The organism is Moellerella wisconsensis (assembly GCF_022592395.1).
GTDB classification, from domain to species: domain Bacteria; phylum Pseudomonadota; class Gammaproteobacteria; order Enterobacterales; family Enterobacteriaceae; genus Moellerella; species Moellerella wisconsensis.
Genome location: NZ_CP093242.1, coordinates 503,575 through 521,398, shown reverse-complemented (window position 1 = coordinate 521,398; position 17,824 = coordinate 503,575). Strand labels below are relative to the sequence as shown.

General features: G+C 40.7%; 21 protein-coding genes. 13 read left to right on the top strand and 8 right to left on the bottom strand.

Annotated features, from left to right (window positions below):
* Positions 1-170: 170 nt before the first annotated feature.
* Positions 171-1,301, bottom strand: a complete 1,131-nt coding sequence (gene zapE / locus MNY66_RS02195) for a cell division protein ZapE (RefSeq protein WP_241501339.1) — start codon at positions 1,299-1,301, stop codon at positions 171-173.
* A gap of 431 nt (positions 1,302-1,732) precedes the next feature.
* Between zapE and zapG the strand changes: the two genes are divergently transcribed.
* The 3 genes from zapG to degS all read left to right on the top strand — a co-directional run bounded on the left by zapG (position 1,733) and on the right by degS (position 4,974).
* A complete protein-coding gene (gene zapG / locus MNY66_RS02190) occupies positions 1,733-2,137 on the top strand; it encodes a Z-ring associated protein ZapG (protein WP_047255214.1) in 405 nt (134 codons plus the stop codon).
* Between the two features lie 270 nt (positions 2,138-2,407).
* Positions 2,408-3,790 (top strand): Do family serine endopeptidase, encoded by a 1,383-nt coding sequence (locus MNY66_RS02185; protein WP_047255215.1) that lies wholly within the window; start codon positions 2,408-2,410, stop codon positions 3,788-3,790.
* Between the two features lie 122 nt (positions 3,791-3,912).
* Positions 3,913-4,974: an outer membrane-stress sensor serine endopeptidase DegS gene (gene degS, locus MNY66_RS02180; RefSeq protein WP_047255265.1), complete on the top strand. Its 1,062-nt coding sequence runs from the start codon at positions 3,913-3,915 to the stop codon at positions 4,972-4,974.
* Between the two features lie 111 nt (positions 4,975-5,085).
* Here the strand turns inward: degS and murA are convergent, their stop codons facing one another.
* The 7 genes from murA to mlaF all read right to left on the bottom strand — a co-directional run bounded on the left by murA (position 5,086) and on the right by mlaF (position 10,187).
* Complete coding sequence (murA, locus tag MNY66_RS02175) at positions 5,086-6,351, bottom strand: UDP-N-acetylglucosamine 1-carboxyvinyltransferase (protein ID WP_047255216.1); 1,266 nt, start codon at positions 6,349-6,351, stop codon at positions 5,086-5,088.
* Between the two features lie 127 nt (positions 6,352-6,478).
* A complete protein-coding gene (gene ibaG, locus MNY66_RS02170; protein WP_047255217.1) occupies positions 6,479-6,733 on the bottom strand; it encodes a BolA family iron metabolism protein IbaG in 255 nt (84 codons plus the stop codon).
* Between the two features lie 344 nt (positions 6,734-7,077).
* Positions 7,078-7,380: a lipid asymmetry maintenance protein MlaB gene (gene mlaB / locus MNY66_RS02165; protein ID WP_047255218.1), complete on the bottom strand. Its 303-nt coding sequence runs from the start codon at positions 7,378-7,380 to the stop codon at positions 7,078-7,080.
* A 1-nt stretch (position 7,381) separates the two neighbouring features.
* A complete protein-coding gene (gene mlaC / locus MNY66_RS02160; RefSeq protein WP_047255219.1) occupies positions 7,382-8,011 on the bottom strand; it encodes a phospholipid-binding protein MlaC in 630 nt (209 codons plus the stop codon).
* Between the two features lie 86 nt (positions 8,012-8,097).
* Positions 8,098-8,592, bottom strand: a complete 495-nt coding sequence (mlaD, locus tag MNY66_RS02155; RefSeq protein WP_047255220.1) for an outer membrane lipid asymmetry maintenance protein MlaD — start codon at positions 8,590-8,592, stop codon at positions 8,098-8,100.
* A gap of 3 nt (positions 8,593-8,595) precedes the next feature.
* The gene (gene mlaE / locus MNY66_RS02150) at positions 8,596-9,378 is read right to left on the bottom strand and encodes a lipid asymmetry maintenance ABC transporter permease subunit MlaE (protein ID WP_053906974.1); all 783 of its coding nucleotides are present in this window, start codon (positions 9,376-9,378) and stop codon (positions 8,596-8,598) included.
* 5 nt (positions 9,379-9,383) lie between these two features.
* Positions 9,384-10,187, bottom strand: a complete 804-nt coding sequence (mlaF, locus tag MNY66_RS02145) for a phospholipid ABC transporter ATP-binding protein MlaF (protein WP_047255222.1) — start codon at positions 10,185-10,187, stop codon at positions 9,384-9,386.
* A 537-nt stretch (positions 10,188-10,724) separates the two neighbouring features.
* On the opposite strand from mlaF, the gene kdsD reads away from it, so the two are divergent.
* From kdsD to npr, 10 genes are all read left to right on the top strand, one after another.
* The gene (kdsD, locus tag MNY66_RS02140) at positions 10,725-11,693 is read left to right on the top strand and encodes an arabinose-5-phosphate isomerase KdsD (protein WP_047255223.1); all 969 of its coding nucleotides are present in this window, start codon (positions 10,725-10,727) and stop codon (positions 11,691-11,693) included.
* Between the two features lie 104 nt (positions 11,694-11,797).
* Positions 11,798-12,361, top strand: coding sequence for a 3-deoxy-manno-octulosonate-8-phosphatase KdsC (gene kdsC, locus MNY66_RS02135; RefSeq protein ID WP_047255224.1), 564 nt, complete (start codon positions 11,798-11,800; stop codon positions 12,359-12,361).
* A 16-nt stretch (positions 12,362-12,377) separates the two neighbouring features.
* Entirely contained in the window at positions 12,378-12,941 is a 564-nt protein-coding gene (lptC, locus tag MNY66_RS02130) for an LPS export ABC transporter periplasmic protein LptC (protein ID WP_047255225.1), read from the top strand.
* Positions 12,942-12,952: 11 nt separating this feature from the next.
* Positions 12,953-13,498 (top strand): lipopolysaccharide ABC transporter substrate-binding protein LptA, encoded by a 546-nt coding sequence (lptA, locus tag MNY66_RS02125; RefSeq protein WP_047255226.1) that lies wholly within the window; start codon positions 12,953-12,955, stop codon positions 13,496-13,498.
* A gap of 6 nt (positions 13,499-13,504) precedes the next feature.
* Positions 13,505-14,230, top strand: coding sequence for an LPS export ABC transporter ATP-binding protein (gene lptB, locus MNY66_RS02120; RefSeq protein ID WP_047255227.1), 726 nt, complete (start codon positions 13,505-13,507; stop codon positions 14,228-14,230).
* A 45-nt stretch (positions 14,231-14,275) separates the two neighbouring features.
* Positions 14,276-15,718: an RNA polymerase factor sigma-54 gene (rpoN, locus tag MNY66_RS02115; RefSeq protein ID WP_241501338.1), complete on the top strand. Its 1,443-nt coding sequence runs from the start codon at positions 14,276-14,278 to the stop codon at positions 15,716-15,718.
* 23 nt (positions 15,719-15,741) lie between these two features.
* A complete protein-coding gene (hpf, locus tag MNY66_RS02110) occupies positions 15,742-16,029 on the top strand; it encodes a ribosome hibernation promoting factor (protein WP_241501337.1) in 288 nt (95 codons plus the stop codon).
* A 103-nt stretch (positions 16,030-16,132) separates the two neighbouring features.
* Positions 16,133-16,600: a PTS IIA-like nitrogen regulatory protein PtsN gene (ptsN, locus tag MNY66_RS02105; protein ID WP_047255230.1), complete on the top strand. Its 468-nt coding sequence runs from the start codon at positions 16,133-16,135 to the stop codon at positions 16,598-16,600.
* A 48-nt stretch (positions 16,601-16,648) separates the two neighbouring features.
* Positions 16,649-17,500: an RNase adapter RapZ gene (gene rapZ, locus MNY66_RS02100; RefSeq protein WP_047255231.1), complete on the top strand. Its 852-nt coding sequence runs from the start codon at positions 16,649-16,651 to the stop codon at positions 17,498-17,500.
* On the top strand, positions 17,500-17,772 hold the full coding sequence (gene npr, locus MNY66_RS02095) for a PTS phosphocarrier protein NPr (RefSeq protein WP_241501336.1): 273 nt from the start codon (positions 17,500-17,502) through the stop codon (positions 17,770-17,772). The genes rapZ and npr overlap by 1 nt, the downstream gene beginning before the upstream one ends.
* The last annotated feature ends 52 nt before the right edge of the window (positions 17,773-17,824 follow it).

Below are 17,824 nucleotides of genomic sequence, written 5' to 3'. Positions count from 1 at the left end.
ATCATAAAAATCGACCCCAAAAGCATTTTTTTTCTATTTCACCAAAATCATCTCAAAAAAGATGAATGAAATATACACAAAGTTTGTCAATTCAACTGACTTCTATAGGCAAATCGCATTAGCAATCGCACAAAGAAATCGTTTTATGACAATATCCGCGCCATTCCAAATTATGCCAAATGCGGAACTTTTAGATAGTCCTCACTCTGCATTTCCTGCAAACGAGAAAGACAACGTTGATATTCAAATTGCAATAATTGCCCTTGGTACAATTGTTCCATGGCAACCTGCGCATTGATAATCAATTTTACTTTTCGTTCATAAAATTCATCCACCAATGCTAAAAAACGTCGCGCTGCGCTTTCATTCGATGACCCCATCATAGGAACATCGTAGAGCAACACCGTGTGATAGCAGGTGGAAAGAAAAATATAGTCATTCTGACTGCGTGGATCTTCACATAATACGTTAAAAGTAATCGCTAATACACCATCTGCTGAATAAAGAGCGGGCATTTGGCGATGATTTACTACTAAAATTGGATTAGCCTCGGCTTTTTTGCCGGCTAAACGCACAAACATCGTATTTAGTTGCTGACGATTTTGCTCAGATAACGGGGTAAGATACAAATGTGCTTGAGTTAAGGTTCTTAATCGATAATCAATTCCGGCATCAACATTCATAATTTCACAATGTTTTTTTATTTGTTCTATCGCCGGTAAAAAACGGGCGCGCTGTAATCCATTGCGGTACAGCTCATCCGGGGGGATATTTGAAGTAGCGATTAACGTGATCCCACGCGCAAATAATGCTTCAAATAAGGTACCTAAAATCATCGCATCGGTAATATCGGATACGAAAAATTCATCGAAGCACACCACGTCCGCTTGGGCTTTGAAGCCATCAGCAATGATTTCTAATGGATTTTCTTTCCCTTGCTGAGCAATCAGCTCTTGTTGTACCCGCTGAATAAATCGATGAAAATGCAAACGAAGTTTTCGTTCTATGGGTAAGCTTTGATAAAACATGTCCATCAACCACGTTTTACCTCGCCCCACTCCGCCCCATAGATATAATCCTTGCACCGGAGGGATAGCTGATTGGGTCTTTTTATTTAATAATTTTCCCAATCGCTGTTTAAATCCCAAAGATTTCTCCGGCTGATTATTCTTAGTTCGTTCAATCAGCTGATGATAAATCTTATCCAAACGTTCGACAGTTTTACGCTGGACATCATCCGGCTGATAATCACCTGCATCAAGCGATTGCTGATAAAGCGTCAGAGGGGTGGTTGACAACATTAACTGAATAATCCTTAAATTATCACGGCATTAGAGCCGCTATTTGCTGTACACTGCGCTAAATATAACCAAGTTTGTGATTCAATTAACTTTGCTAGCGCCGCTCTCATATTCGGGTCGATTAACTCTCAATTAACGCACAAATAAGCCGATAAAGTCACCGCCGAGGTAATATAATGTCGCATCAAAGGTTAAATAAAGTTTATCAATATGCCTTTGTATTCCACTCTTTCGACATTAACAGGTATACTCGTCATACTTCAAGATGCAGATATGCTGGCTGTTCTCAGTAATCCAAATCAGTAATAAAATATGCTAATTTGGAGATCTTCGTTTGCCATCTTGCTGCAACTCGAACTATTTATAGTATATAGTAATGGGAACTAAGCTTAAATTCTGCGAACAATAATGATGTGAACGAAGGAGCCTGTATGACTTGGGAATATGCACTAATTGGATTAGTTATTGGTTTCATTATCGGCGCGCTAGTCGTGCGATACGGTAATAGTAAAATTCGCCAGCAAAAAACAATGCAGGTTGAGCTAGAAAAGAAAAATGAGGAACTCGAAGAATACCGTAAAGAGCTCGTTGGTCATTTTGCTCGCAGCGCGGAATTACTCGATAATATGGCTCGTGATTATCGTCAGCTTTATCAGCACATGGCTAAAAGTTCATCGGAACTAATGTCTGATATGCCAGAGCAAGACAATCCATTTAATTATCGCCTCACCGAATCTGAAGCTGATAATGATCAAGCCCCAGTAAAAATGCCGCCAAGAGATTATTCTGAAGGTGCTTCTGGATTATTCCGCCCTATGGACGAAAAAGAAAAATAATTACCTTTATACATAACTGGCAAACTTATTGTTTGCCAGTGCATAATTATCTTTATTCAAATTAAATGCATGTAAATACGTGTAAAAAAGACCAATCCCGCTATCCGCTAATTGAACTTTTCCCCATAATCTACAGTCATAATATCCATATCTGTCATCTCGCTAGATTTAGCTTAATTCTGTATGTCACTGAATCAAGCGAAGCACTTTATCCAACAGAATAAATTTAACCCTTAATTATCCTTTAGTCTTGAGAGAATTAACCTAATTATGAAAAGAAAAAATTTCTTTCTGACCGCATTAGCGATGAGTCTTAGTTTATCATTAGCCACGCTTCCGGCCGTCAGTAGCGCTGCAATTCCTGCCACATCGCAAAGTCAAGAATTGCCAAGCCTTGCACCCATGCTAGAAAAAGTATTGCCTGCGGTTGTTAGCGTACATGTTTCTGGTACACGGGTTCAAAGCCAACAGATCCCAGAAGAGTTAAAACCATTTTTTGGTCCTAATTTTCCTGCACCGCAACAAAATGTACGTCCATTTGAAGGGCTAGGTTCAGGGGTTATTATTGATGCGAGTCAAGGTTATATATTAACCAATAATCATGTTATTGATGGTGCGGATAAAATCCAAATTCAACTAAATGATGGTCGAGAAATCGATGTTAAGCTAATAGGGCAAGATAGACAAACTGACATCGCACTATTAAAAATAATAAATAACAAAGATATCAAAGATTTATCACAAATTAAAATGGCAGACTCCGATAAATTACGCGTCGGTGATTTTGCTGTCGCTGTGGGTAATCCATTTGGATTAGGCCAAACAGCAACCTCAGGAATTATTTCTGCGCTAGGCCGCAGTGGATTAAATCTTGAAGGCTTAGAGAACTTTATCCAGACTGATGCCTCAATTAACCGTGGTAACTCTGGTGGTGCGCTAGTAAACCTAAACGGTGAATTAATTGGGATTAATACCGCAATTCTAGCACCGGGCGGCGGTAATATTGGGATCGGCTTCGCTATTCCAAGTAATATGGCTAAAAACCTTAGTGATCAATTAATTAAACACGGTGAAGTCAAACGTGGATTGCTGGGTATTAAAGGCACTGAAATGAGTTCTGATATTGCTAAAGCGTTCAAAATTGATGCTCAGCGTGGAGCCTTTGTCAGTGAAGTTATGCCTAAATCCTCCGCAGCTAAAGCTGGAATTAAATCCGGTGACATCCTGATATCTGTCGATGGTAAGCGCATCAATAGCTTTGCTGAATTAAGAGCCAAAATTGGTACCAGCGAAATCGGTAAAGAAATTACTATTGGCTTGCTGCGTAATGGCAAACCAATAGACGTAAAAGTCGTGTTAGAAAATGGCGAAGGTAACAGCACTAAAGCCGAAAAATTAACTGAATCACTGTTGGGCGCAACCTTATCTAATGCCACCATCAGCAATACTCGTGGCGTAAAAGTTGACAGCATTGCAGCCAAATCACCGGCAGCAATGATCGGGTTGGAGAAAGGTGACTTAATCTTTGGTGTAAATGACGCTCGCGTCGAGACCATTGAGCAGTTCCGTAAAATTATTGATAGCAAACCGCCCGTATTGGCAATGAAAGTTCTACGTGGTGATGAGACGCTCTATTTGCTGTTCAGAAAATAACCAACGCTAGCAATAATTATTATTTTTGCGCAAAACAGACACAGTTATCTACTGTGTCTGTTTTTATTTATGCTATTCTCCTGCTATTCCTATCTTCTTTGATAAATATTGTTACTCAGCTTATGGTTAAAAAGTTAATCCGTGCAGCGCTATTAGGCATTATTGCTGCCGCAATTATTATTATTGCGGTGCCTACTCTGCGTCCTCAAGGGATTACCAATTTGCTGTATGGCAAATCGGATAATGAACCAGTTAGCTATAATAAAGCGGTACGGATCGCCGCACCTTCCGTCGTTTATGTCTACAGCAGCGCAAAAGGCAGTATTTCTCAATCTGGGCGTGAACTCAATTCATTAGGCTCTGGTGTTATTATGAACGCCAATGGCTATATTATTACCAATAAACATGTCGTAGATAACCCAGATCAAATACTTGTTGCTCTGCAAGATGGTTCGATTTTCGATGCACTGCTTGTCGGTTCAGATCCTCTGACAGATTTAGCCGTATTAAAAATTGATGCTGAAAATTTACCGGTTATTCCAATTAATCCCCAACGCACAACTCGCGTTGGCGATGTCGTCTTGGCGATAGGAAATCCGTATAATTTGGGACAAACCGTCACTCAAGGAATTATCAGCGCTACTGGACGGGTCGGCCTTAGCTCTACTCGGCGACAAAATTTCTTACAGACTGATGCCTCAATAAATTCAGGTAACTCTGGCGGCGCGCTGATTAATACTGAAGGCGAGCTAGTCGGTATCAATACATTATCGTTTAATGCCGGTAATGGGCTATCAACTGAAGGGTTAAGTTTCGCGATCCCTGCACCTCTTGCCACCAAAATTATGGATAAATTGATCCGTGATGGTCGCGTTGTACGTGGTTATATCGGAATTACTTCGCGCGAGTTGCCGCAAATCCGCTCAAATAACAATAATATAAATCAAATTAAAGGGCTGCGTGTTTTTCAGGTAAGTCATGATGGCCCAGCAGAAAAAGCCGGAATTAAACAAGGTGATATCATTCTTGCTGTCGAAGGAAAACCCGCAATATCTGCAGCAGAAACGATGGATTTAGTGGCAGAAATTCGTCCCGGCAGTAAAGTCCCCGTACAGATTTTACGTGACGGTGAAATGATGACTATTGATGTGATTATCGAAGAAGTGACCGATGAAACACCTTGATTGATTAAAAATAACCTGACCACGAAATGGGGCAATTAAGATTAACTCATCGCCCCATTTAATTTTAATCCTTTCGGCAATACAAAGAAGATTCAATCATCTCAGAATCAATTATTCTTCATCTGATTTAATACGTTCAATGTTGGCACCTAAGCCGCGTAATTTATCTTCAATATGCTCATAACCGCGATCAATATGATAAATACGCTCGACCGTAGTCGTCCCTTCCGCGATACAGCCCGCAAGCACCAAGCTAGCTGATGCGCGTAAATCTGTTGCCATCACTTGCGCGGCAGTCAGTTTTTCTACGCCATGACATACTACCGTGTTACTCTCAATTTCAGCATGAGCTCCCATACGAATTAATTCAGGGATATGCATAAAACGGTTTTCAAAAATAGTTTCTGTGATTATACCTACACCTTCAGCAACCAAATTCAATAAGCTAAATTGTGCTTGCATATCAGTAGGGAATCCCGGATGTGGAGCAGTACGCAAGGTAACCGCTTTTGGACGCCGACCTTCCATATCTAAGCTAATCCAATCTTCTCCAGTCTCAATTTTCGCCCCGGCTTCACGCAATTTAGCCAATACGGCATCGAGGGTATTTGGGCGAGCATTACGGCAAATCACTTTGCCACGAGAAACCGCCGCTGCAATTAAGAATGTGCCGGTTTCAATTCTATCAGGCAATACACGATAAGTACCGCCACCCAGACGCTCAACACCTTCAATAACAATGCGATCAGTGCCTGCACCACTAATTTTGGCGCCGAGCGTATTTAAGAAATTTGCCGTATCTTCAATTTCTGGCTCACGTGCAGCATTTTCAATGATGGTCGTACCTTCTGCTAACGTGGCGGCAGTCATAATGGTAACAGTCGCACCAACACTGACTTTATCCATAACAATAGCCGCGCCTTTCAAGCGACCATCAACTGTCGCTTTAACATAGCCTTCTTCCAGTACGATTTTCGCGCCTAATTGCTCTAATCCAGAAATATGTAAATCAACAGGACGAGCACCGATAGCACAACCACCTGGTAAAGAGACTTGCCCTTGCCCAAAACGAGCGACTAATGGACCAAGCGCCCAAATAGATGCGCGCATTGTTTTTACTAACTCATACGGCGCACAAAATTGATTAACGTTACTCGCATCAACAAAAATAGAGCCATTACGTTCTACTTTTGTTCCGAGGCGATTTAACAGTTTGATGGTCGTATCAATATCTTTTAATTCAGGTACATTTTGGATTTCAACGGGTTCTTCGGCCAATAACGCAGCGAACATAATCGGTAATGCGGCATTTTTTGCGCCAGATATTTTGACCTCACCCGATAATTGGGTTGGACCTTGTACTCGGAACTTGTCCATTCAGTTATTCTCATCAATCAAATTCAATAGACGGTTCGCCTCGGCAAACGTATCATCATTATTTTCAAACAGTATCAGGTTGATACCGATACCGTATTACTACACTCTAAATTAGGCTGACTAGCTATCAGAAGCCGCCTAATTTGCTATCACGCGCCCATTGCTCGGGCGTATAGGCTTTAATTGTCAGCGCATGAATGCGGTTATCAGCGATATATTCCATCAACGGTGCGTAAACAGATTGTTGTTGTTTTACTCTGCTCATGCCGTCAAACATGGCACCAACAACGATAACCTGAAAATGGCTACCCTCACCTTTAACGATGACCTCATCCAGACCCAGAGCATCCATCAGTACTTGTTTAATTTCGTTGGTATCCATAATCACTCATTTTCCAAAGGGTTAATAATTGTTCAGTATAAATTTTTATAAATTTACCCTAAATATAATATTCATGGTCAAACAATTCATGATCAAACAATATCGATAATCAAAATTGCAAAAATGTCAGATGACGGCAGCCCAATAAATTCATTTAAGTTATTTTTGATAACTTATTGATAGCTTAAATCTTGGGATGATAAGCATCAAACTAATGCAACTACAATATAAAATATAACGGGTATAACCAACTATCCTAATAGATTAATCGTCACTCTTAAACCAAAGAAAACGCCTCTGAGGCAGAAAAGCAGTCAGAGGCGTGATTTTTTACACAAATTGACTTAATTGTTAATCAGCGCAGTTAAACCATAGAGCTCAATTAAGGTATTAAAATTATCGCTAATTCCTGTAATCTGTACTTTATGGCCCGCGGCGCTTAATTCGCCTTGTAAACGCACAAACATGGCTAACCCGGTTGAATCAACCCGTGTCAACCCAGAAACATCAATTGCGGCTATATCCACCAGCAAAGCTTCACGTTGCTGCCAAAAAGCCAATAAAGTCTCTCTATCCAGTTCACCGGCTAAACGCAAAACATGACCTTGAATATTATCATGCCGTTGCCAAGAAAGGGTTTGAGTCATATTACTTCTTCTCATCAAGAGTAATCGGCACTTTAGCGCTAATTTCTAATTCTTCAGTCAATCCATCAATACCTTTTTTACGCAGAATATCAGACCATTCATTCTGTTTAGTCGTGATCATACTGACACCTTCGGCGATCATATCATAGGCTTGCCAATAACCTGTTTTGCTATTTTTACGCCATTGAAAATCTAAACGTACAGGTGGACGTCCATTAGGATCAGCAATGGTTACTCGGATAGCAATAATAGTTTTATTTCCTAAAGGCTGCGCAGGGGCTATCTGGTATGTTTGACCATTATACATCGCCAATGCTTGCCCATAAACCTGTTCTAAATACGCTTCAAAAGCACGAAAATAAGCTTCTCGTTGTGCAGGAGTCGCCTCTTTATAATAAGTTCCTAACACCAACGCACCCGCGTATTTTATTTGTACATATGGCAGTAATTCCTCACGTACCACTTGACGTAAATAGTCTGGATTTTTACGGATTTGGGGCTGATCTTGTTTTAAACGGGTAAAGGTCTTTGTTGCTGCCTCATCCATTAATTTGTAAGGATCCGTTTGGTCAATAGCCATTGCAAAAGGCGCTATCGCCAGCAATGCCACCATAAGAAATCGTTTAAACATACATAATTCCTTAATATTTAATAAAGTTTTTCAACTGAAAATTTAAAATATAAAAATGTGCTCTAATATTCTCAGGAGAATACTGATTACTTACTCTCAACTTGAGTTGCAGAGTCACCGCTTTTATACAGGAACTGTCCTATAAGATCTTCTAGCACCATAGCGGGTTTAGTATCTTGAATTCGTCCACCATTTTTTAATATTTCAGTGCCCATATCTTCATCGTAAAAGCCAATATTTAAGGCTAAATATTGCTCACCTAATAAACCCGAGGTACGAATAGATAATGAGCTAGTATCTGGAATATTGTCATATTCGCTCAAGATATCAATTTTGACATCTGGCTCATAGGTTTGTTTATTCAGTGTAATATCAGCCACTCGGCCCACCACTACACCTCCAACCCGTACCGGAGAGCCCGGTTTTAATCCACCCACATTGCTAAAAGCAGCATTGATCTGATAAGTGGATTTATTACCAATCGATTGAATATCCGCGACTTTTAGGCAAAGAAAGACAATTGCCGCTAATGCGATAAGCATAAAACATCCAACCCAAATTTCACTTTTTTTGCTTTGCATGACTTAATTCCCAAACATCATTGCCGTAAGTACAAAATCCAAACCCAATACCGCCAACGAGGCATGTACCACGGTACGCGTCGTCGCTCGACTGATCCCTTCTGATGTCGGGATCGCATCATAACCATTGAACAGTGCAATCCAAGTAACTGTTATGGCAAAAACTACACTTTTAATAAAGCAGTTGATTAAATCATGACGCCATTCAACCGCCGATTGCATAGAAGCCCAGAAAAAGCCTTCATCGATGCCTTTCCAATCAACACCAACAATCGAACCACCTAAAATCCCCACCGCAACAAAAATCAGGGACAATAATGGCATACTAATAAAACCGGCCCAGAAACGAGGAGCAATAACTCGTCGTAAGGGATCAACAGCCATCATCTCCAAGCTAGAAATTTGCTCAGTGGCTTTCATCAAACCAATTTCAGCGGTCAGAGCAGAGCCTGCTCGCCCTGCAAATAATAGCGCGGTCACAACGGGGCCAAGCTCACGCAGTAGTGACAATGCCACCATCATGCCCAAACTGGCTTCGGCGCTAAATGTGGTCAGCACTAAATAACCCTGTAAACCTAAAACCATACCAATAAATAAACCTGATACGGCCACGATTAACAATGATTGAACGCCTACGTGATACAGCTGCTTAACCAATAAAGGCCATTGTTTACCAAATTCTGGTTTACCTATTAGCGCTCTGAATAACATATAACCCGCGCGTCCAAATGATGCGGTTATATTAATCCAGCGTCGCCCTAGAGCGGCGATTGCCTTTGTTATCATATTACTTACCCTAATAAATCTGTCAGATAATCCCCAGCCTGAAAACGAAATGGCACCGGGCCATCAGCAATACCATCGATAAACTGTCTCACTCGCGGATCAGTATTTGATTGCAATTCGTCAGCGGTTCCTTGGGCGATAACATGCTGTTCAGCTACAATATACGCTTTATCTGCAATACTCAGCACTTCAGGCACATCATGGGAGACCACCACACAAGTCACGCCAAGCGATTGATTTAATTCATCAATCAATTTAACCAAAACGCCCATCGTGATCGGGTCTTGACCAACAAATGGCTCATCAAACATAATTAACTCAGGGTCAAGAGCTATCGCGCGAGCAAGCGCCGCACGGCGAGCCATTCCCCCTGAAAGCTCTGAAGGCATTAATTTCGCCGCACCGCGTAGGCCGACAGCCTCTAATTTCATCATCACCGTCGTATGAATTAAGGATTCAGGTAACTTTGTATGCTCACGCAAGGGAAAAGCCACGTTATCATAGACATTCATGTCCGTGAACAGCGCACCCGACTGAAATAACATGCTCATTTTTTTACGCGCATGATATAGCTTGGAGCGTGATAGCGCAGGAATATTCTCGCCATCAAACCAAATTTCACCCTCTTCCGGCCGAAGCTGTCCCCCCATCAAACGCAGCAGCGTGGTCTTTCCTATTCCAGACGGCCCCATAATTGCGGTAACTTTTCCTCGCGGTACGGTCAGATTGATCTCCGAAAAGATTTTCCGATTACCGCGAGTAAAGGACATATTGCGCACTTCAATTAAATTATCTATTTGTGCTTTCATTTATCAGCTAACTCTTTTACATCATCCAATTGAATTTATGAGCTGGTCTATTTTATCGCCATAATAATCTTATTATCTATAAATAGCATGTTACAGAATGTTGGTTTTTATTTCGCCCTCTAAGTTACAACTGTTTTATTTTCACCTAGGGCGTTGTTAAATAAATATTTATCTCAACTAATAATGATTAAAACTGACCAATACAGCATGAAAAACGCATGAAATTAGTGTGGCTATTAAAAAATAGACTAACAAAAGATATTTTTGAGTAACAAAACCTAAAATAACTATTCAATAATAGTTACTTTTAACTCATATCGATTAGTTTATGGTGCTAAGCTAATCACTGTATTGTTAGATAATATAGTTATTAATATAGTTAAATAATAATCTTTCGTGAATCTAAAGCGTATATTTCTGATTTACGGTATGCTGCAATCTTCAAAAGCCCGTGTAATTATTCGAACAAGGCTGAGATACATTAGTGATACTATTTTCAATTTCTAAATAAAAATAACCCCCTGAGAGTAGGAAAAAATGTCAAAAATTAATTTTCAGCAGGTAGGCAAAGAGGTTCTACAAATTGAACGCGAAGGACTGGCTAACCTAGAACAATATATTAATGACGATTTTGATCGTGCTTGTGAACGAATTATTAGCTGTAAAGGCAAAGTCGTGGTAATGGGCATGGGGAAATCAGGCCATATCGGGCGAAAAATTGCAGCTACCCTAGCCAGCACAGGCACCCCTTCATTCTTTGTTCATCCGGGAGAAGCCAGCCATGGCGATCTTGGTATGATAACCCGCAGCGATATCGTGTTAGCTATTTCTAATTCGGGGGAATCAAATGAAATTTTATCTCTTATTCCAGTCTTAAAACGTCAGCAAGTCTCTCTCATCTGCATGACTAATAATCCACATAGCAATATGGGTAAATATTCTGATATCCATTTATGCATAAAAATACCGCAAGAAGCTTGCCCTCTGGGATTGGCACCTACAACCAGTACCACCGCAACCTTAGTCATGGGTGACGCATTAGCGGTTGCCCTATTAAAAGCTCGCGGCTTTACAGCAGAAGATTTTGCCCTTTCTCATCCGGGCGGCGCACTAGGACGCAAACTATTATTGCTAGTTCGTGATTTAATGAATACAGGTGATGATATTCCTCATGTCACCCAAGCAGCAACATTACGCCAAGCACTGCTAGAAATAACCCGTAAAAAACTAGGAATGTGTGTTATCTGTGATGATAATATGCAAATTAACGGTATTTTTACTGATGGTGATTTACGCCGTATTTTTGATATGGGTATCGATTTAAATAATGCCAAAATCACCGACGTCATGACAGCTGGTGGGATCCGCGTTTCTCCGGATATTCTCGCCGTTGAAGCGCTAAACCTGATGCAATCAAAACATATTACTTCAGTATTAGTCGCCGAGGATAATAAATTAGTTGGCGTATTACATATGCATGATTTACTGCAAGCCGGTGTTATCTAACGTCGCTTTAACGTCGATGGCAAATAAGTCTGTTAATTATAGTATTGCCAATATTAAATAACCGTCGAGTAATTAAAAACCGTTTTGTTAACAGAGAAGATAGCATGACTGAACCACAATATGTAGCGACTTGCTATGGCCCGATAGATAAACATATTTTACACCAAGCACAACGTATCAAGTTATTGATTTGTGACGTTGATGGCGTGATGTCCGATGGGTTGATTTATATGGGCAATCAAGGTGAAGAGCTAAAAGCGTTCAATGTTCGAGATGGCTACGGTATCCGATGTTTAATCACTTCCGGTATTGAAGTCGCTATTATTACTGGTCGCCAAGCTAAATTACTGGAAGATCGCGCTCAAACCCTCGGTATTACATATCTTTACCAAGGACAAAGCGATAAGCTTTTGGCGTATCGCGAACTGTTAGATACACTGAAGCTTAAACCTGAAGAAATTGCTTATATTGGTGATGACTTAATTGACTGGCCAGTAATGTCACAAGTTGGCTTAGGCGTCGCTGTTGCTGATGCCCATCCGCTGTTATTACCCAAAGCCGACTACGTCACTAAAATTGCTGGCGGTAAGGGCGCAGTACGCGAATTATGTGATTTGATTCTTCTAGCGCAAGGTAAATTAGAAGAAGCAAAAGGATTATCTATTTAACTGAACAGACCCGAGAATGAGCAAAACAAAAACTTGGTTAATAATTATCTTAGCAATTATTGCTCTTGGTTTGATTGGCTGGAATCTTTCCGACAACGAAACACCGGTAGTTTCTGTGTCCGCGGATAATAGCCAGCCTAATTATCAAACTGATGAGTCGGTGACTTTTGTCTATAATCCGATGGGTGATTTAGCCTATAAATTAGTGGCTGATAAAATTGATAATTATACCGCCGAAAAAATAACCTGGTTCAGTAAACCTGTATTGACGACTTATAATGAATCAGGTATTCCAACCTGGACTGTTAGGGCGCAGAAAGCCAAACTGACTAGTGATAAAATGCTGTATTTATATGGTGAAGTTGAAGTCGACAGCCTGAGCAAAGACTCTCAAATACAGCGAATTTCAACACAAAGTGCCATTGTTAATTTAACGACACAAGATGTTTCTTCCGAAGATAAAGTTACCATTATTGGCCTTGGGCTAAAATCAGTCGGAATGAAAATGCGCGGTAATCTGCGCAACAGAACAGCAGAATTAATTGATGATGTTAATACTCATTACGAGATCCAAAAATGAAGAGCAAAAGAATGAACCAAGTCGGTAAAAAATGTTTAATTAAAGGGGCCATTGCTTGTGCAATTTTTGCTCTCAGTGTACCTGCAATGGCATTGAAAACAGATACGCAGCAGCCAATTACGATTAACTCTGTTAAGCAATCCCTTGATTTAGAAAAAAATATCACCATATTTACAGATGACGTTGTCATCAAACAAGGTTCAATCGAAATAAAAGCTAACAAAGTTATTGTTACCCGTCCTAACGGCGATGCAAAACAAATTGTGGTTGAAGCTTTCGGTAATCCAGTGACATTCTATCAACTGCAAGATGATGGAAAACCTATCAAAGGACGCGGCGAAAAAATGCGTTATGAGATGGGGAAAGAGCTAGTTATTTTAACTGGGAATGCGCAATTAGAACAACTTGATAGCAGCATTAAAGGGGATAAAATCACTTATTTGGTTCCAACACAACAGATGGAAGCATTTAGCGACAAAGGTAAACGGGTTACTACCGTATTATTGCCCTCTCAGTTACAAGAAAAAGGCCCCAACGCTAATAGCAAGAGTAAATAATAGACAATGGCAATATTAATCGCAGAAAATTTAGCCAAGGCGTATAAAAAGCGCAAAGTTGTTGAAGATGTCAGCTTAAAGGTTGAATCAGGTGAAATTGTAGGCTTATTGGGACCTAACGGTGCAGGCAAAACAACCACTTTCTATATGGTGGTCGGTATTGTTCAGCGCGACGCAGGCACCATTACTATCGACAACGAAGATATCAGCCTGCTGCCACTACATGAACGCGCGCGCAGAGGTATCGGTTATTTACCGCAAGAAGCGTCGATTTTTCGTCGTCTAAGTGTCTATGATAACCTGATGGCGGTACTTGAAATTCGCCATGATTTAACCTCGGAGCAACGCAAAGACCGTGCCGATGAACTGATGGAAGAATTTAGTATTACCCATTTACGTGATAGCTTAGGCCAATCGTTATCTGGCGGGGAGCGTCGCCGAGTTGAAATTGCCCGGGCATTGGCCGCTAATCCTAAATTTATTTTACTCGATGAGCCCTTTGCTGGTGTTGACCCGATTTCGGTACTGGATATTAAAAAAATTATTCAGCATTTAAGAGACTATGGTCTGGGAGTATTAATTACCGATCATAATGTTCGCGAAACACTTGATGTTTGTGAGAGAGCCTATATCGTGAGTCAGGGGCATCTTATCGCCCATGGTTCTCCTCAAGAGATCCTAGCCAATGAACAGGTTCAACGCGTGTATCTCGGCGAAGGGTTCCGACTGTAAATATTAAGTTATCTGTATCTTATCAAAGGAGATTATCACTCGTTCATGAAGCAAAGTTTACAGCTAAGATTAAGTCAGCAATTGGCAATGACGCCACAGCTACAACAAGCTATTCGTTTGTTGCAACTTTCTACGCTTGAGCTTCAGCAGGAAATTCAACTGGCACTAGAAACTAACCCCCTGTTAGAACAAGAAGATATCCATGATGAAATCGAGTCACTTGACGACTATAACCACGATGATGACAGCGCTATAGATACTGGTGACGCGCTTGAAAAAGCCGCCATGCCCGACGAGCTACCGCTAGATGCTAGCTGGGATGAGATTTATACTGCCGGTACGCCTTCGGGAACACGTAATGATTATAGTGATGATGAACTGCCTATTTATCAGGGCGAAACGACTCAATCATTGCAAGATTATCTTATGTGGCAAGCTGAATTAACGCCTTTTAGTGAAATTGACCGAGCTATTGCGACCTCAATTATTGATTCTGTTGACGACTCTGGCTACTTAACGCTGAGCGCAGAAGAAATTCATGAAGGCATTGATAATCCTGATATTGGCCTAGACGAAGTCATCGCAGTGCTCAAGCGGATTCAGCATTTTGACCCCATTGGGGTGGCTGCTCGTGATTTAAAAGAGTGCTTATTAATCCAATTATCTTGGTATCCTGATGAAACTCTGGGAATAAAAGATGCTCGGATTATCATCAAAAATTATCTCGATCTATTAGCTAATAGAGATTTTCGGCAATTAACTAAATTAACTCGGCTCAAAGAAGATCAGCTAAAAATTGCCATCGATTTAATCCAGTCGTTAAATCCGAAGCCGGGACAATCAATTAATACTAGCGAATCCGAATACGTTATTCCTGATATTTTAGTCAGTAAAATCGGCGGCCATTGGCAGGTTGAACTTAATAACGACAGTATTCCGCGCTTAAGTATTAATCAGCATTATGCGGCAATGATTAAAAATCCACAGAATGAAAATGATAGCCAATACATTCGTAATAATTTACAGGATGCTAAGTGGCTGATAAAAAGTCTGGAAAGCCGAAATGAAACACTGCTAAAAGTAGCAACTTGTATCGTTGAGCAGCAACAAGAATTTTTCGAATTCGGCGAAGAACATATGAAACCAATGGTGCTTGCGGATATTGCTTATCAAGTTGATATGCATGAATCCACCATATCACGAGTAACAACTCAAAAATATCTTCACAGTCCAAAGGGTATTTTTGAATTGAAGTATTTTTTCTCCAGTCACGTCAATACCGACACTGGCGGTGAAGCGTCTTCAACGGCAATCCGTGCGTTGGTGAAAAAATTAGTGGCCGCAGAAGACTCAGCCAAGCCACTCAGTGACAGTAAATTGGCTAATATGCTTGCCGAGCAAGGTATTCAGGTTGCCCGAAGAACTGTCGCTAAGTATCGAGAATCTTTATCTATCCCGCCCTCTAACCAGCGTAAAAAACTGGTTTAAATTAAACATATAAGGAAGATAGTATGGAATTTCAAATTACTGGACAAAATATTGAAATAACCAGTGCATTACGTGAAACAGTTGAGAAAAAATGCAAAAAACTGGAGCAACTCTTCGATCGTATTAATGGTATCCAAGTGACATTAAAAGTCGAAAAATTGAATCAAATTGCAGAAGCAACCGTACAAGTTAATGCCGCTGACCTCCATGCTTCAGCGGAAAGTTCAGATATGTATGCCGCAATTGATATGCTGGTTGATAAATTGTCACGCCAGTTAACTAAACATAAAGAAAAATTGAGACAACATTAATACCGATATCACCGTATGAATATTATATTTCATACGCTTAAACCGGTTAAAAAACCAGATGGCAGGGTCGCATCTGGTTTTGTAGTCCTAAGTGAACAAATAAATGAATAACGATATAGATATACCGCTAAGCTCTGTTTTGCATTTGTCCTGTACGCGCAATAATATTGTCTGTAAAAGTAAAAAACGAGCCTTAGAAATTATTAGCGAGTTGGCGTCAGTGCAATTACAGTTGCCTGAAAATGTCGTCTTTGAAGCGCTGTTAACACGGGAAAAAGTAGGTACGACGGGTATTGGCTGTGGAATTGCTATTCCACACGGAAAGCTAAGCAAAGAATGCGCCTCAGACGCTGTCGGTGTATTCTTGCATCTTGAAGAGCCAATAGCCTTTGATGCCATTGATAATCAACCTGTTGATTTGCTGTTTGCCTTACTGGTGCCATCAGATCAATGCAAGACACATTTGCATACGCTCTCTCTGATTGCGAAAAAACTTGCCGATAAAACACTTTGTCGACGACTAAGATCAGCAACCAGCGATGAAGAGTTATACAGTATTATTACTCAATAAATAATGGTATTTAAATACCATTAAAAGAACTAAAAAGGGAGTTACCTCATGGTGCTGATGATTGTCAGCGGCCGTTCCGGTTCGGGGAAATCCGTTGCCTTACGTGCGCTGGAAGATATGGGCTTCTATTGTGTGGATAACCTGCCGGTTGTTTTGCTTCCAGAACTGGCTACTTCACTCGCTGATCGTAATATTTCTGCGGCGGTAAGCATTGACGTGCGCAATATGCCAGACAACCCAGAAATTTTTGAAGAAGCATTAACCAAGCTACCGAGCAGTTTCTCTCCTCAACTACTGTTTTTAGATGCTGATCGCAATACATTGATCCGCCGTTACAGTGATACACGTCGTCTGCATCCGCTATCGAGCAAAAATTTATCGCTAGAAAGCGCCATTGATGAAGAAAATGATCTATTAGAGCCACTACGTTCAAGAGCAGATTTGGTTATTGATACATCTGAAATGTCAGTGCATGAACTGGCTGAAATGCTCAGAACGCGTTTATTAGGAAAACGTGAGCGTGAACTCACTATGGTCTTCGAGTCGTTTGGCTTTAAGCACGGTATTCCTATTGACGCTGATTATGTCTTTGATGTGCGTTTTCTACCGAATCCCCATTGGGATCCTAAATTACGTCCTATGACAGGTTTAGATCGTCCTGTCGCGGCATTTTTAGATAGGCACACAGAAGTACATAATTTTATTTACCAAACGCGCAGCTATCTTGAGTTATGGTTACCGATGCTCGAAACTAATAACCGCAGTTATTTAACTGTAGCGATTGGTTGTACCGGGGGTAAGCACCGTTCAGTCTATGTAGCTGAACAATTAGCGGATTATTTTCGTTCGAGAGGGAAAAACGTTCAATCCCGCCATCGTACGCTGGAAAAACGAAAATAATGACCGTACATGCATCGATAATCCTTAAAAATCGGCTGGGTATGCATGCCCGGCCCGCTATGATGCTGTATGAACTAGTGCAAAAATATCAATCTAAGGTTATTTTACGCAATAATAACCATATTGAAGCTGAGGCTGATAGCGTTATTGCAATGCTAATGTTAGACTCAGAACAAGGCAGTAAAATAGATATTGAAGTAACAGGCCCCGATGAAAAACTAGCGTTATCCGCAATTGTAGCATTATTCGACTGCGGATTTGATGAAGATTAATCTCACCAGCCAGTCGTCAGTCAGAGAAAATAATCTTCATTAATTTAGCACA